The 13,530-nt window shown below is 59.4% G+C and carries 14 protein-coding genes and 1 tRNA gene; 13 read left to right on the top strand and 2 right to left on the bottom strand.

The genetic code is table 11. The features are described 5' to 3' along the window. Window positions 1–5: 5 nt before the first annotated feature. The 8 genes from rpoD (at window position 6) to C7U61_RS12410 (ending at window position 9,946) form a co-directional block, all read left to right on the top strand. Window positions 6–2,066, top strand: a complete 2,061-nt coding sequence (gene rpoD, locus C7U61_RS12445) for an RNA polymerase sigma factor RpoD (RefSeq protein ID WP_106998378.1) — start codon at window positions 6–8, stop codon at window positions 2,064–2,066. Window positions 2,067–2,166: 100 nt separating this feature from the next. Then, window positions 2,167–2,967 (top strand): APH(3')-II family aminoglycoside O-phosphotransferase, encoded by an 801-nt coding sequence (locus C7U61_RS12440; protein WP_106998377.1) that lies wholly within the window; start codon window positions 2,167–2,169, stop codon window positions 2,965–2,967. A gap of 235 nt (window positions 2,968–3,202) precedes the next feature. Further along, window positions 3,203–4,588 (top strand): DUF930 domain-containing protein, encoded by a 1,386-nt coding sequence (locus C7U61_RS12435; RefSeq protein WP_106998376.1) that lies wholly within the window; start codon window positions 3,203–3,205, stop codon window positions 4,586–4,588. 135 nt (window positions 4,589–4,723) lie between these two features. Further along, window positions 4,724–5,698, top strand: coding sequence for a DMT family transporter (locus C7U61_RS12430; RefSeq protein WP_106998375.1), 975 nt, complete (start codon window positions 4,724–4,726; stop codon window positions 5,696–5,698). Between the two features lie 91 nt (window positions 5,699–5,789). Beyond that, complete coding sequence (locus C7U61_RS12425) at window positions 5,790–6,596, top strand: AraC family transcriptional regulator (RefSeq protein WP_106998374.1); 807 nt, start codon at window positions 5,790–5,792, stop codon at window positions 6,594–6,596. Window positions 6,597–6,677: 81 nt separating this feature from the next. Continuing rightward, window positions 6,678–7,409 (top strand): phenylalanine--tRNA ligase beta subunit-related protein, encoded by a 732-nt coding sequence (locus tag C7U61_RS12420; RefSeq protein WP_106998373.1) that lies wholly within the window; start codon window positions 6,678–6,680, stop codon window positions 7,407–7,409. Between the two features lie 92 nt (window positions 7,410–7,501). Beyond that, the gene (locus C7U61_RS12415) at window positions 7,502–8,731 is read left to right on the top strand and encodes an MFS transporter (RefSeq protein WP_106998372.1); all 1,230 of its coding nucleotides are present in this window, start codon (window positions 7,502–7,504) and stop codon (window positions 8,729–8,731) included. 288 nt (window positions 8,732–9,019) lie between these two features. Further along, window positions 9,020–9,946 (top strand): LysR substrate-binding domain-containing protein, encoded by a 927-nt coding sequence (locus C7U61_RS12410; RefSeq protein WP_106998371.1) that lies wholly within the window; start codon window positions 9,020–9,022, stop codon window positions 9,944–9,946. A 12-nt stretch (window positions 9,947–9,958) separates the two neighbouring features. Here the strand turns inward: C7U61_RS12410 and C7U61_RS12405 are convergent, their stop codons facing one another. Continuing rightward, window positions 9,959–10,351, bottom strand: a complete 393-nt coding sequence (locus C7U61_RS12405; protein WP_106998370.1) for a GNAT family N-acetyltransferase — start codon at window positions 10,349–10,351, stop codon at window positions 9,959–9,961. Between the two features lie 133 nt (window positions 10,352–10,484). On the opposite strand from C7U61_RS12405, the gene C7U61_RS12400 reads away from it, so the two are divergent. The 4 genes from C7U61_RS12400 to C7U61_RS12385 all read left to right on the top strand — a co-directional run bounded on the left by C7U61_RS12400 (window position 10,485) and on the right by C7U61_RS12385 (window position 12,407). Further along, window positions 10,485–10,838, top strand: a complete 354-nt coding sequence (locus tag C7U61_RS12400; RefSeq protein WP_106998369.1) for a DUF1428 family protein — start codon at window positions 10,485–10,487, stop codon at window positions 10,836–10,838. Window positions 10,839–10,918: 80 nt separating this feature from the next. Next, window positions 10,919–11,344 (top strand): secondary thiamine-phosphate synthase enzyme YjbQ, encoded by a 426-nt coding sequence (locus tag C7U61_RS12395; protein ID WP_106998368.1) that lies wholly within the window; start codon window positions 10,919–10,921, stop codon window positions 11,342–11,344. A gap of 168 nt (window positions 11,345–11,512) precedes the next feature. Continuing rightward, on the top strand, window positions 11,513–11,821 hold the full coding sequence (locus C7U61_RS12390; RefSeq protein ID WP_106998367.1) for a hypothetical protein: 309 nt from the start codon (window positions 11,513–11,515) through the stop codon (window positions 11,819–11,821). 247 nt (window positions 11,822–12,068) lie between these two features. Beyond that, window positions 12,069–12,407, top strand: a complete 339-nt coding sequence (locus tag C7U61_RS12385; RefSeq protein ID WP_106998366.1) for a hypothetical protein — start codon at window positions 12,069–12,071, stop codon at window positions 12,405–12,407. Between the two features lie 124 nt (window positions 12,408–12,531). On the opposite strand, the gene C7U61_RS12380 is transcribed toward C7U61_RS12385, so the two are convergent. Then, window positions 12,532–13,275: an SIMPL domain-containing protein gene (locus C7U61_RS12380; RefSeq protein WP_106998365.1), complete on the bottom strand. Its 744-nt coding sequence runs from the start codon at window positions 13,273–13,275 to the stop codon at window positions 12,532–12,534. 161 nt (window positions 13,276–13,436) lie between these two features. On the opposite strand from C7U61_RS12380, the gene C7U61_RS12375 reads away from it, so the two are divergent. Next, window positions 13,437–13,512 (top strand) — tRNA-Ile (locus C7U61_RS12375). Window positions 13,513–13,530 lie beyond the last annotated feature (18 nt).

Genomic DNA, 13,530 nt, shown 5'->3' with positions numbered 1-13,530 from the left:
TAAAGATGGCAACAAAGGTCAAAGAGAACGAAGAAGCTGAAGTCGAGCGCGACGGCACCTCCGACGGCCCACTTCTCGATCTTTCCGACGACGCGGTCAAGAAGATGATCAAGGCTGCCAAGAAGCGCGGCTACGTGACGATGGACGAGCTCAACGCCGTTCTGCCGTCCGAGGAAGTGACGTCCGAACAGATCGAAGACACCATGGCCATGCTTTCGGACATGGGCATCAATGTTATTGAGGACGAAGACGTCGAAGAGGCTGGCGCTGCGGCCGGCGACGACGATGACGCCGGCGGCGACGACGACAGCGAAGGCGGCGAACTGGCTCCCTCCACCGGTTCTGCGCTTGCGACCGCGAAGAAGAAAGAGCCGACCGACCGCACGGACGACCCGGTGCGCATGTATCTGCGCGAAATGGGTTCCGTCGAGCTTCTGTCGCGTGAAGGCGAAATCGCGATTGCCAAGCGCATCGAGGCTGGCCGCGAAACCATGATCGGCGGCCTCTGTGAGAGCCCGTTGACGTTCCAGGCCCTGATCATCTGGCGCGACGAACTCAACGAAGGCACGACGCTGCTGCGCGAGATCATCGATCTTGAAACCACCTATTCCGGTCCCGAGGCCAAGGCTGCACCGCAGTTCCAGAGCCCTGAAAAGATCGAGGCCGACCGCAAGGCAGCCGAAGAGAAGGAAAAGGCACGCCGCGGCCGCTCTCCTTCCGGTGACGACGACATCACCAATGTCGGCGGCGAAGGCCTGCCCATCGAGGAAGAGGAAGAGGACGAGGACGAATCCAACCTCTCTCTCGCCGCGATGGAAGCCGAGCTTCGCCCACAGGTGATGACGACGCTCGACATCATCGCTGAAACCTACAAGAAGCTGCGCAAGCTGCAGGACCAGCAGGTCGAGCAGCGCCTGTCGGCTTCCGGTACGCTGTCTTCGGCGCAGGAGCGCCGCTACAAGGAGCTCAAGGATGAGCTGGTCAAGTCGGTCAAGTCTCTGTCGCTGAACCAGAACCGCATCGACGCCCTCGTCGAGCAGCTCTACGACATCAACAAGCGCCTCGTTCAGAACGAAGGCCGCCTGCTGCGCCTTGCTGAATCCTATGGCGTCAAGCGTGACAGCTTCCTGGAGCAGTATCAGGGCGCCGAGCTCGATCCGAACTGGATGAAGTCGATCGGCAATCTGGCTGCCCGCGGCTGGAAGGAATTCGCCAAGAGCGAAAACACGACGATCCGCGACATTCGCCAGGAAATTCAGAACCTTGCGACCGAAACCGGTATTTCGATCTCAGAGTTCCGCCGCATCGTTCACATGGTGCAGAAGGGCGAGCGCGAAGCGCGTATCGCCAAGAAGGAAATGGTCGAAGCCAACCTGCGCCTCGTCATCTCCATCGCCAAAAAGTACACCAACCGCGGCCTGCAGTTCCTCGACCTCATTCAGGAAGGCAATATCGGCCTGATGAAGGCGGTCGATAAGTTCGAATATCGCCGCGGCTACAAGTTCTCGACCTACGCCACCTGGTGGATTCGTCAGGCGATCACTCGTTCCATCGCCGACCAGGCGCGCACCATCCGGATTCCGGTGCACATGATCGAAACGATCAACAAGATCGTTCGCACGTCGCGCCAGATGCTGCACGAAATAGGCCGCGAGCCGACGCCGGAAGAACTGGCCGAAAAGCTCGCCATGCCGCTCGAAAAGGTGCGCAAGGTTCTGAAGATCGCCAAGGAGCCGATCTCGCTCGAAACCCCGGTGGGCGACGAAGAAGACTCGCATCTCGGCGATTTCATCGAGGATAAGAATGCGCTTCTGCCGATCGACGCCGCCATCCAGGCGAACCTGCGTGAGACGACGACGCGCGTCCTGGCATCGCTGACGCCGCGCGAAGAGCGCGTGCTGCGCATGCGCTTCGGCATCGGCATGAACACCGACCATACGCTCGAAGAAGTGGGCCAGCAGTTCTCGGTCACGCGCGAACGTATCCGCCAGATCGAAGCCAAGGCTCTGCGCAAGCTCAAGCATCCGAGCCGCAGCCGGAAGCTCAGAAGCTTCCTCGATAGCTGAGGCCTGGCGCAAGCCGACATCGGCAGTTTACAAAACAAGGCCCGGTTCGCGAAAGCGAGCCGGGCTTTTCATTGCCGCCGTCAAATTTGAGGAGCCGCTTATGGCAAGCAAGCCGCAATTCATGGAGACATCCCTTCCTGTCCGCCTGCGTGATTTGTTGGCTGGGTATGAATGGCGCCAGGATGCGCTTGGGCGTTCTTCGGCCCATGTCTTTCGCCTTGAGGCTGATGGACGCGCGCCGGTCTATCTCAAGACCGAGTTGGCCGACGCCTTGGGTGAGCTGGCCGGCGAGGTTGCCAGGTTGCGATGGCTGACCTCGCAGGGCCTTGCCTGTCCGGAAGTCATCGCCCACGAGAAGGATGATGAACGCGAATGGCTTTTGATGAGCGCTCTTCCGGGCTGCGATCTCGTCAGCGCCGAGCGGCTACAGCCGCTCGAGCGGGTGCGGCTTTTGGCGGATGCCTTGCAGCGATTGCACGCCATCGATATCGCTGCCTGCCCCTTCGATCATCGGCTGGAGAATAGGATCAAGACGGCAAGGGCACACTTGTTTGCCGGCCGTGTCGACGAGGACGACTTTGACGAGACCCGGCTGGGAAGGGCGGCAGGGGATCTTTTCCGCGAGCTCGTGGAGACGAGGCCGCCCACGGAGGATCTGGTCGTCACCCATGGAGATGCCTGCCTTCCGAACTTCGTTGCCGACGGCCCGAAGTTCAGCGGCTATATCGATTGCGGCCGTCTCGGCGTTGCCGATCGTCATCAGGATATTGCACTTGCCTGCGGCAGCATCGAGCGCAATTTCGGGGAGCATCTCGTTGCCGCGTTTCTGGAAGCCTACGGGAATTTTGAGCAACGGCCGGAAAAGATCGTTTACTATCGGCTGCTGGATGAGTTCTTCTAGCGGTGGACGAGCTGTTTTCTCTGTCTTTGATCACGCAGGTTTGTTTTTGCGCCATTGCGGATCGCGCGGAGGCCTGACAAGTTCGATTTTGACGATGGCCTCTTTTGAGCCGTATTGCAGCACACCATATATCGGCGGCTTGAACGTTTTCTGATCTGTTTGCCGGTAAGGATCGAATGAATCGATGCGCTATGCCTTCTTGATTGCTTTTTCTTCGCGCGCCATCCGCTGAACGATGGAAAAGGTTGCGGAAAAACGGGATAGGGAGATAAGGCCGGGCTTTGTCCTGTCGATCCTTCTGCACGTCCTGTTCGTCGCGATTTTTTTGCTGCCACTGTTTCCCGCGCCGCCCGAGGCTAAGCCCGAACAGAGCGTCAATGTCGAGCTGGTGCCGCAGCAGGAGGAAAAACAGGATCTTGCGACCAAGGCGAACGAGAAGCCCGACCAGCCTCCCAAACCGACGCCGAGACCAGACGAGAAGCCGGCGCAGGAGATGGCTCAAGCCCAGGACACGCCGCAGAAGCCTCAGGGAAAGAAATCGGACGAGCAGCCGCCAAAGCAATCCGATCCCGACGGCAAGAAACAGGCAGAGAAGCCCGCAGCCAAGCCTGACGAGGCCAAGGCTGATAAGCCGGTAGAGCAGGCGAAATCTGAGCCCAAACCCGATGATCCCGGCGCTGACAAGCCCCTTGACAAGGCGGAGCAGCAGCCTCCTGTCGTAGATGTACCTGTTCCAGAAATGAACGGCGATCAGAAGAATCCGACCACAACGAAGCAGGCCGACACCTCGGAGCAGCGGGACAATACATCTCCGATGCAGCCAAATAATGCTGCGGCCGAGCAACAGGCAGCCATGGAGGCAGTTGCACAAGCCCAGGCAACGCAACAGGCACAGGATGCCCAGCAGCAGGCTGATGCCGAAGGACGGATGGCAAATGTGGCCGGGCCGCCGGCAAGCGACTCGACCGCCAAGGCCCAATCATCGGCGCCCGATGTTCTTACGACCAAGGAGCCGTCGGATTTTCAAGTACAGCCGCCGCAGGTGGCATCATCCGACCTGAAGCAGCAGGCTCCTGCAGAACAGGTCAAGAATGAAACAAAAGATCTGCCACAGATTGTCGTTCCGGCGGTAAAGCCCTCTCCCTCTCAACCAAATTCTCAAGACCAATCCGCTTCGAGCAGTCAAGGTAATCCGACTGGCGGCACTGCATTAGTCACTGAAGCGCAGCCTAAATCAGACGTGATGAAGATGGCTGTCCGCGCAAAAAAGCTTTACTCAGACGTCGAGATGGCTCGACTGTCCAAGAGCAATTATGATGCCTGGAAGAAGATGCCACGTAGAGAACGTGTTTCGTATCTTTGCCGCAGTGAAGCTCTAGCTCAATTTGGGCATGAATTTAACGCGCCAAATTATGTCAATTCGGCATTCTCGCCTACTATGCTGAGTGATGCTGGTGTCTCGGCCGACGGAGTAGCGGTTCCGACCTCAAAAGGTTGGTATCGAGTTGCCTTTAGGTGCCAAGTTGACGATGCAGCTTTGAAGGTTACGGCCTTCTCATATACGAACGATGGACATGTCCCTAAAAATCAGCTTGAGAGGCTCGGTTTGCCTGCATTTTGATGATACGCACAGTTATGGCTGTAGGTTGAAATAATAGTTTATCCTCAACCCAATCGAAATTTAGCCCATTTCATCATACAATTGCCTGTGTCTCACTGATTCAGTGTCCTCCATCGCACTTTTCTGAAGATTCAGATGTCCTCGATTACAGCCGATTCCAGCTCTGCCGCGGGCCGCTCCGCTTTGCGTGGTGTCCTTGTGGCATTCGCGTCCTATGCTGTCTTCGCCTTCAGCGATGCCTCGATCAAAATCCTGCATGGGGTAATTCCCTCCTATCAGGTCGCCTTCATCGGCGCGCTGTTCGGCTTTGCCGCCATACCTTTCCTGAAGAAGCGGGAAGACGAGTGGCTTGACATGGTGAGGACGTCGAACCGTCCCTTATGGCTGCTGCGCTTCGTCTGCGGCGCGACCGGCGCCATCTGCTCCGTCGTCGCCTTCACCAAGCTGCCGATGGCGGAAGCCTTTGCGCTGCTGTTCCTGCTGCCGTCCTTCGTCACCATTCTCTCGGTGATCTTTCTCAAGGAAGATGTGCGCTGGCAGCGCTGGACGGCCGTCATTCTCGGGTTCGTCGGCGTGCTGATCGTCCTGCGGCCCGGTTTTCGCGAGCTTTCGATCGGTCATCTCTGCGCGGCGATCGGCGGTCTTGCCGCGGCGATCTCCATCGTGGTCAACCGCGCGCTCGGCTCGAAGGAGAAGCGCATCTCGCTCTATGGCGCAGGCCTTTTCGGAACGCTCATCGTCAGCGGCGTCCTCATGCTCTCCGAAGTCATCATGCCGACGCCGACGCAGTGGATATTCCTCGCGAGCTATGGCCTGCTGGGCGCGTGCGGCAGCGTCCTGCTCTTGACGGCCGCGCAGATGGCGCCCGCCAATCTCGTCGCGCCGCCGCAATATAGTCAGATGCTCTGGGCGATCGCCTTCGGCTATCTCCTTTTCAACGACAGCATCGATATGCCGATGGCCGTCGGCATCGTCCTCATCATCTTTTCCGGCCTGCTGACATTGGCGCGGGAGCGCAAGCGCGGCACGCCGCCGCCGACCGCGGTTGCCGGCAATACGCAGGCAGCATTGGTGACGGCGGAGGAGGACAAGGCCGCGGGAGGCGCTTAGGGCTTGTGTGCCGATTGCGGATGCGCAACAGTGTCGCTCGAATGGGACGCATAGCTGAAACAGCGAATAGCCGGGATGAGAGGCACCAGCGATGAAGTCCGGCCAATTCAGGATATATCGTTCTCGCTTTGCCGGCATCGAGGCAGTCCGGGCCGAGACCGGGCATAGCTTCCCCAGGCACACGCATGACCAGTTCGGCATCGGTGTCATCGAGGCCGGCGCGCAGAGATCGCATAGCGGGCGAGGGATGGTGCAGGCCGAGGCCGGCGACGTCATCAGCGTCAACCCGAATGAGGTGCATGACGGCATGCCCATCGGCGAAAGCCGCGCGTGGTCCATGCTCTATTTCGATCCCCGGCTGATCGGCGATCTGTTGCGCGATGTCGGCGAGGGCAGGTTCGGTGCGATGGAGTTTCCGTCGCCTGTTATCCGCGATGGAAGGCTGGCCGGGCATTTCGAAACCCTGTTTTCGCTTCTGATCGAGGACGCGACAGAGAATGCCCTCCTGCGGGATGGACTGCTGCTATCGCTCATTGCTGCTGTACTGTGTGAGGGATCAGGCACCTTGCGTGAAGATATCATTCCGGCTGATATCAAAAGGGCGCGTGAGCTGATCGATGACGATCCTGCCGCTCCCCTGACGCTTGCCGAACTTGCAGAACTATGCGGCTTGAGCCACTTTCGTTTCCTGCGTGCCTTTGCCAAGGCGACGGGATTGACGCCGCATGCCTACCTTATGCAGCGCCGGATCCACGAAGCGCGCCGGCTGATTGCGGCGGGCACCTCCCTGGCCGAAGCAGCCTTTGCCAGCGGCTTTTCCGATCAGAGCCATATGACGCGCCTCTTTGTTCGTAATTTCGGTGTTGCGCCGGGCGCCTATGCCGCGGCCATCGGCTGAAGCTTCTGCAATTTTATTCAAGACCGGAGGATTGGTGACGGGTTTTCTGCTGCGGCGAGCAGATACCTGTCAGGAGGTACGATGTTTTTCCGTCATTCGAATGAGATATGGAGCGAATTTCCCGAGCTGGTTCCCGGCGTGTTGTTCGCCGAAGGGATCACCTCGACTGCCGATGTCGGCGATCGGATCGCCGGATATCATGCAACCGCCGCAGGCCGGCTGAGGCAGGGTCCCGAAAGCGAGATGCCTGAAATCCAGGCATGGCGGCGGGCTTTCTCCAAAATGGGATTGAAGCCGACGCAATATCGCTGCGCCTCCGAAGCGCTGCTGCGCCGCTTTCGCCAGGAAGGGATGCTGCCGCGGCTGCACCCGCTTGTCGATCTCTGCAATGCTATCTCGATCGCTTTCGCGATTCCCGTCGCCGTTTTCGATCTTGCGAAAATCTCCGGCGATCTCGAAGTGCGGCATGCAAGCAGCAGCGAAACCTATTTGACCTTTTCCGGCGAGATGGAGCATCCGGAGGCGAGAGAGGTGATCTTTGCCGATGCTGCTGGGCAGGCGCATGCCCGCCGGTGGACCAATCGGCAGAGCGGGTTGTCAGCGGTCCGCAATGATACGCGCGGGGTGCTGATCGTCGCGGAAGCGCTGCACGAATCCGCAGCCAGAGATATTGCGAAGCTGATCGCTGCGATCGCAGCGGAACTGGCGGCTATCTGGTCGATCGAGGCCAGGCACGGTCTTCTCAGCTCGTCTTCACCGCGATTTGATCTATCGTCCGCGATGAATTTGCCGTTGCAGCAAAAACAAGATTGACAGCAGGCGCATCGAGGCAGAGCAGGGGTGTAGAAAATCCGATCGTTGAGAAGCAAGTCTGCAAGCGTCCGTGCCGGCAGACAAAAAGGCCCATGGATACACTGCAGACTGTCGACCGGCCAAACGTGCTCGGTCACCCCGGATATCGTTCATTCGCTGCGTCGCGTGTCTTTTCCTCGATAGGCTTCCAGTCTGTCACGGTTGCCATGGGCTGGATGATCTACGACCAGACCCACAGCGCCTTTTTCCTTGGCCTCGTCGGTTTCTGCCAGTTCCTGCCGATGGTTATCCTGACCTTCGTCGTCGGACATGTCGCCGATCGGTTCGACCGCCGCCGCATCGGCCTTATCTGCCAGCTGATCGAGGCGCTGACGGCGCTTGTTCTCGCTGTGGCCGTCTGGCAGCATTGGATTGGACCCGCCGGCATCCTGGCCAGCGTTGCCGTCATGGGCGCGGGGACGGCCTTTGAGCGTCCGACGATGGCGGCACTCCTGCCCAATATCGTGCCGTCTTCGCTGCTGCAGGTTGCCATCGCCACCTCCACCTCCATGATGCAGACGGCCTTTATCATCGGCCCATCGCTTGGTGGCCTGCTCTATGGTGTCAGCCCTGTCGCTCCGTTTGCCGTTTCGGCCGTGCTTTATGTCATAGCGAGCATCAACGTCATTTCGATCCGCGTCGAGCGGGAGCAGCCGTCGTCGCGCGAGCCGGTGACGTTGAGCTCCGTCTTTGCCGGTGTTTCCTTCATCAAGAGCCGCCCGGTCATGCTGGGAACGATTTCGCTCGATCTCTTCGCCGTGCTGCTCGGTGGCACGACGGCGCTGCTGCCGATGTTTGCGCGGGATATTCTGCATGCCGGACCATGGGGGCTTGGCCTGTTGCGCGCCGCGCCGGCAATCGGCGCGCTCGCCATGTCCATCTGGCTGGCGCGCCGGCCGCTGCAGAGCGATGTCGGCAAGAAGATGCTGTTCGCGGTCCTCATTTTCGGGATCGCCACCATCGTATTTTCGTTGTCGAGCAATATTGTCCTTTCGGTCGCCGCGCTCTTTGTCGTCGGTGCCTCGGATACCGTCAGCGTCGTCGTGCGCAGCTCGCTCGTGCAGCTCCTGACGCCTGATGCCATGCGCGGCCGGGTCAATGCCGTGAATTCGCTGTTCATAGGCACCTCCAATCAGCTCGGCGAATTCGAGTCCGGCATGCTTGCCAGCGCGCTCGGACCTGTCCTGACCGGCATCGTCGGCGGCGTCGGAACCATCGTCGTGGTGCTGCTCTGGATGCGTCTCTTTCCGGACCTTACCAGGGTGAAGACGCTCAGGGGCTAGCGATGTCCATCTTTGGATCGTTCTTCCGCGAGATTGCTTAACCCGACATCGCGTAGCAGATGGCGGTTTGCCTGAGATAGCATGTCTCGCTTCCGATCACCTTCCATATGCGAGCGTCGTTCCGAGGCGCCTTTCCGAATCAGGAGCCGGACGACCCATGCTTTCCAGCCGGTATTATGAAGAATGTTCATCTATCTTTACCCTCGAAACACGTCGTCAGTCGATAGATGCGCTAGGAGTATAGTGATGTATAATGAATCCTCAGGCTGTAAAGCATGAGGGATTTTCATGGGAAAGAGGCCGTTGCCGCCGCTTTCGGTGCTTCAGACATTCTGCGCCATTGTTGAGACCGGTGGTTTTGGCCGTGCCGCCGAGCGGATCGGTCAGACACAGACGGCGGTCAGTCATCAGCTTGCTCAGCTGGAAGGATGGATCGGCGGACGCCTGTTTGACCGGGGCCGAAATGGGGCGCGGCTGACACCGTTGGGCGCCCGCCTGCATCCCGCAATCTCAGGCACGATTACCGAGCTGGAAACGGCTCTGTACCAGGCGCGTGCAAGTATTTCGGTTCGCAGCGTCGCGGTCTCCGTCTCGCCGGAGTTTTCCAGCCAATGGCTGGCGGCGCGGCTGCCGGATTTCTGCCAGCGTCATCCGGACATCGAGGTGAAGCTGGCTGTCGGCTATCAGCGCCCCGATTTTCAACCAGGCGGCACAGATCTCGCCATCTGGCTCGGCCGCGCCGACGCCGGTTTCACGCATGAAGAACTGCTGACGGACGAGGAGTTCGTCGTCAGTTCGCCGGAACTGTCCAAGCGGCTGCCGCCGCGTTGGGCCATAAGGGCGGCTCCGCTTCTGCGTTACTCCGGCATGCGGCATACGATTCTGGATTGGCAGCGCTGGCACGAGCAGGTGATTGGCGAGAGCGGCGGCGAGGACGGCGTGCGTTTCGATATCGGACGGGCTGTGGAGGAGGCACCTCTCTTCGATTCCTTCGCCGAGATGCTGGACGCCTGCCGGCAGGGTCGTGGCTTCGCCCTCGTGCGAAGCTCGTTGGTGGCGCGCGATCTCTCCGAGAAAAAGCTGGTGAGGTGCTTTGTGGAGGTACAGCCGGCTGCCGTCAGCTACAATCTGGTCTATCCGCCGGCCGCCTTGCTCAATCCAGCCGCAGCCCTGTTCCGCAACTGGCTGCTCGCGCAAAGCCGCTCATCCACCTAGCCAGGCATTCCGTCAATCGCGCAGGCGGATCAGGCCAGCCTCCGTCGAAGCGAAACCAAGTCGGCGATAGAAGCTGGCGAGATGCGGTTCGAAATCGACATGCAGCCATTCGGCTCCACGCTCGCGGGCCAGGGTTTTCGCCCGTTCGACCAGGGCGCTTGCAATGCCTCTGCGCCGAAATTCTGGATCGACGCAGGTATCGAGAATGAAGGCGTGAATGCCGCCGTCCCAGGCCACGTTGACGAAGCCGACCAGTCTCGTGCCAGCGAATGCGCCGACATGGACGAGGTTTCGGGAGAGGATGGGCTGGAAGTCCCGTAGGTGGGGACTATTCCATGCGGCCGCCCATAGGGCATTGAGCGCCTCATTTTCGAGCTTCGGATCATTCTGGTATTCTATCGTCATTGGCAATCCTTCACGGGATCGTTCAGCGAATTCGGGCTGGCGAGATGATGCGCGGAAAATATCCGCACGGGATGTCGGATCTGGTCGCCATCAATCGTCCTTCGAAAGTGAACATAGAACAGAGGAGGTGGAAATGTCGTATGTCGACGGTTTCATCGTCGCCGTGCCGAAAGATAAGATCGAGGCATACAAGGCGCTGGCGCAAAGAGCCGGGGAGATCTGGCGGGAATATGGTGCGCTCAGCTATGTCGAGGCCATAGGCGACGATGTTCCCTATGGCGAACTCACTTCCTTTCCGCGTGCCGTGCAGGCAACTGAAGACGAAGTCGTGGTGTTCTCATGGATTACCTATGAATCGCGCGAAAGCCGCGATGCGATATTGGCCAGGGTCATGGCCGATCCCCGCTTGAAGGATGAGATGGAAAACATGCCCTTCGATGGCAAGCGCATGATCTATGGTGGCTTCAAGGTCGCCATCGAGCTTTAGTCCGAGCAGTGGGCGGACTTGACATCCGGCCACTGCGCCCGACCTGATGCGCATCGCCATCGTCATGTTCGGGGAATGCCATGCCACAAACCGTTGTCACGCTCTCGACCCATGGTCAGGGGCTTTATGAATTTACCGATCAGGCGGCGGAATTCGTCCGCACGGTGGCGGCGGGCGGTGAGGGGCTTCTGACCGTCTTCGTACGCCATACCTCCTGCTCACTTTTGATTCAGGAAAATGCCGATCCCGACGTGAAGACCGATCTCAAGGCCTTCTTCAGCCGGCTCGTGCCGCCATCCTCGGATCCCTCGATGCGCTGGATCGTGCACACGGTGGAAGGACCGGATGATATGCCGGCGCATATCAAGGCCGCGCTGACGCAGGTCTCGATCGGCATTCCGGTCATGCGCGGCCGGCTGGCGCTCGGTACCTGGCAGGGTATCTATCTCTTCGAACATCGCGACCGGCCGCATCGCCGCGAGATCGTGCTGCATTTTTCCGCCTGAGCTTCATCCGCTGCTGCGTCAACAGGTTGTTAACCGCCATGAATACAATCTGAATGGCCGGTTCGTGTTCGGTTCAGCTTTTCTGACCTAACGTGGCTCCAATCCCAAGGTGCGAGACCAATAACGGGATTGCAACGATCCGCAGCAAGGATTTGAAGGAGAAACACCATGACCAATCTTTTCGCCAAGGCAGCTATTGCCGCTGTCATCGCGCTCGGCGCTATATCCGCCACTACCGTGACGGCATCGGCCAATGACTTTCATCCTGGCTTCCATCAGGCTCGCTATGATCACCACCCACGCGGCCGCATGTGCTCGCCCCGTCTCGCAGTCGAGAAAGCTCGCGACATGGGCCTGCGCCGCGCCCGCATCGACAATGTCACGCCGCGTCGCGTCGTCGTCGACGGTTTCGGGCGTCGCGGTCCGGATCGCATCGTCTTCGCCAACGTGCCGGGTTGCCCGCTGATCCGCCGCTGATTGCAGTGCATCGAGGTTTTCCACATCCATGTGAGGAACTTGAAGCCGCTTCCAAAAGGGAGGCGGCTTTATTTTGGGGCTATGCTATTATCGGGCCGTCTGGTTTTCCTTTCGCGTTCATTGTAGCTGAATAATGGATGAATGGCTGATTCCGAGCTTATTCAGCATCATGCCTTTACTTCTCGGGCGCTCGTTCAGCACCTGTTGCTGGCATGAGATAGAGGCTTTCTGCTTTACGGAGAACACAATGAGACAAATGCTGGCAAAGTTGGGGATCGCTGCGTGCGTCGCGGTGACTGCAATGTCGGGCACCGCGGATTTTGCCTCTGCACAGGGGGTGGATATTTATGTGAACCCGGGCCGTCATCGCCCGCCGCCGCCGGATTATGATCGTCCCCCGCCGCGCTTCGATCGGCATGGCTGCGATCCGCGTCAGGCTGTGGATGTTGCACGCAGTTACGGTCTGCGCCGCGCCCGCATCGTGAATGTGACGCCGCGTCGTGTTATCGTCGACGGCTTCGGCCGGCGCGGCCCGGATACGATGATGTTTGCCAATGTTCGGGGTTGCCCGCTTTTGGGCCGCTGATAAGCAAAGCGGCCACACAGAGCGCCCGCTTTCCGTTCTCTGACCTTTTCGCCTTTGGCGGGGGCCGCGGAACCGCCCTTTGCACGATCCGATCGGATCCGAGCGAAGGGCGGTTTTGTTTTGTCTACTGCTGGATGGCGTAGGTGATGCTCACCGAAGCGTTGTATCCGTTCTCGCCGGTTGCGACGGGAACTGCCTTGTCCATCGGAGCCGCGGCGGCCATGCTGCGCATATAGGGCTGCGGCGGGGCTGCAATGCCGCCTTCGTGGATGGAGATGATACGGCCGAGTTTGACGCCGGCGGCATCCGTCAGGGTCTTTGCCTTGGCGGCGGCATCGGCGACGGCCTTCTTGCGTGCTTCTTCGAGCACGGCATCCGGCTTGTCGTTGGTGAACTGGATATCGCCGCCCTGATTGATGCCGAGCTTGACCGCCTGGTCGAGCAATGCGCCCAGCTTGGAGAGATCACGCACCCGAACGGTCAAGCCGTTCGTCACCTGATAGCCGGTCAGAACCGGCGGCTGGTTGTGACCGTCCTTGTCGTTCGGATAGGTATATTGCGGCTGAATCGAAAAGCTCGAAGTCTGCAGGTCGCGCTCGGCGATGCCGCTTTCCTTCAGCGTTGCCAGTACAGCGCCCATGGCCTTGTTGTTCTGATCGAGAGCGTCCTGGGCAGCTTTGGCCTGCTGAACGACCGACAGCGTCACCACCGCCATATCCGGCGCGATCGCCGCATGTCCCTCGCCGGTGACGGTAATGACGGCCTCGCGCGGCTTGACATCCTCGGCAAAGGCAGCAGCTGCCGGCACGAAAAAAGTGGCGCTGACAAGAGCGGCAAGAGCAAAATCTCTGGTTTTTGTCAGAAGCATGATTCGTTCCTTGGTTGATGGTCCCTCAAGATTCGCTTTTGGGGATTCATTGTGAAGGTATTACGGCAGTCCCTTGTCGGAAAAGAGAAATTGGGTTAGAGCCAAGTCGGCTCCGGAGAACCATTGCTCCGGAACCGCAAGCGCACGTCCTTTGCTGCGCCGGGCCTGTAGCTCAATGGTTAGAGCCGGCGGCTCATAACCGCTTGGTTGGGGGTTCGAGTCCCTCCGGGCCCACCAAATCCTTTAATTTCAACA

This window comes from Rhizobium sp. JAB6 (assembly GCF_003024605.1).
GTDB lineage: Bacteria > Pseudomonadota > Alphaproteobacteria > Rhizobiales > Rhizobiaceae > Rhizobium.
This window is presented reverse-complemented; position numbering and strand designations above follow the sequence as displayed.

Excerpts from the sequence above, each read along its gene's own strand:
- rpoD (WP_106998378.1), top strand. The coding sequence starts at position 6 with ATGGCAACAAAGGTCAAAGAGAACGAAGAAGCTGAAGTCGAGCGCGAC.
- C7U61_RS12440 (WP_106998377.1), top strand. The coding sequence starts at position 2,167 with ATGGCAAGCAAGCCGCAATTCATGGAGACATCCCTTCCTGTCCGCCTG.
- C7U61_RS12435 (WP_106998376.1), top strand. The coding sequence starts at position 3,203 with ATGGAAAAGGTTGCGGAAAAACGGGATAGGGAGATAAGGCCGGGCTTT.
- C7U61_RS12430 (WP_106998375.1), top strand. The coding sequence starts at position 4,724 with ATGTCCTCGATTACAGCCGATTCCAGCTCTGCCGCGGGCCGCTCCGCT.
- C7U61_RS12425 (WP_106998374.1), top strand. The coding sequence starts at position 5,790 with ATGAAGTCCGGCCAATTCAGGATATATCGTTCTCGCTTTGCCGGCATC.
- C7U61_RS12420 (WP_106998373.1), top strand. The coding sequence starts at position 6,678 with ATGTTTTTCCGTCATTCGAATGAGATATGGAGCGAATTTCCCGAGCTG.
- C7U61_RS12415 (WP_106998372.1), top strand. The coding sequence starts at position 7,502 with ATGGATACACTGCAGACTGTCGACCGGCCAAACGTGCTCGGTCACCCC.
- C7U61_RS12410 (WP_106998371.1), top strand. The coding sequence starts at position 9,020 with ATGGGAAAGAGGCCGTTGCCGCCGCTTTCGGTGCTTCAGACATTCTGC.
- C7U61_RS12405 (WP_106998370.1), bottom strand. The coding sequence starts at position 10,351 with ATGACGATAGAATACCAGAATGATCCGAAGCTCGAAAATGAGGCGCTC.
- C7U61_RS12400 (WP_106998369.1), top strand. The coding sequence starts at position 10,485 with ATGTCGTATGTCGACGGTTTCATCGTCGCCGTGCCGAAAGATAAGATC.
- C7U61_RS12395 (WP_106998368.1), top strand. The coding sequence starts at position 10,919 with ATGCCACAAACCGTTGTCACGCTCTCGACCCATGGTCAGGGGCTTTAT.
- C7U61_RS12390 (WP_106998367.1), top strand. The coding sequence starts at position 11,513 with ATGACCAATCTTTTCGCCAAGGCAGCTATTGCCGCTGTCATCGCGCTC.
- C7U61_RS12385 (WP_106998366.1), top strand. The coding sequence starts at position 12,069 with ATGAGACAAATGCTGGCAAAGTTGGGGATCGCTGCGTGCGTCGCGGTG.
- C7U61_RS12380 (WP_106998365.1), bottom strand. The coding sequence starts at position 13,275 with ATGCTTCTGACAAAAACCAGAGATTTTGCTCTTGCCGCTCTTGTCAGC.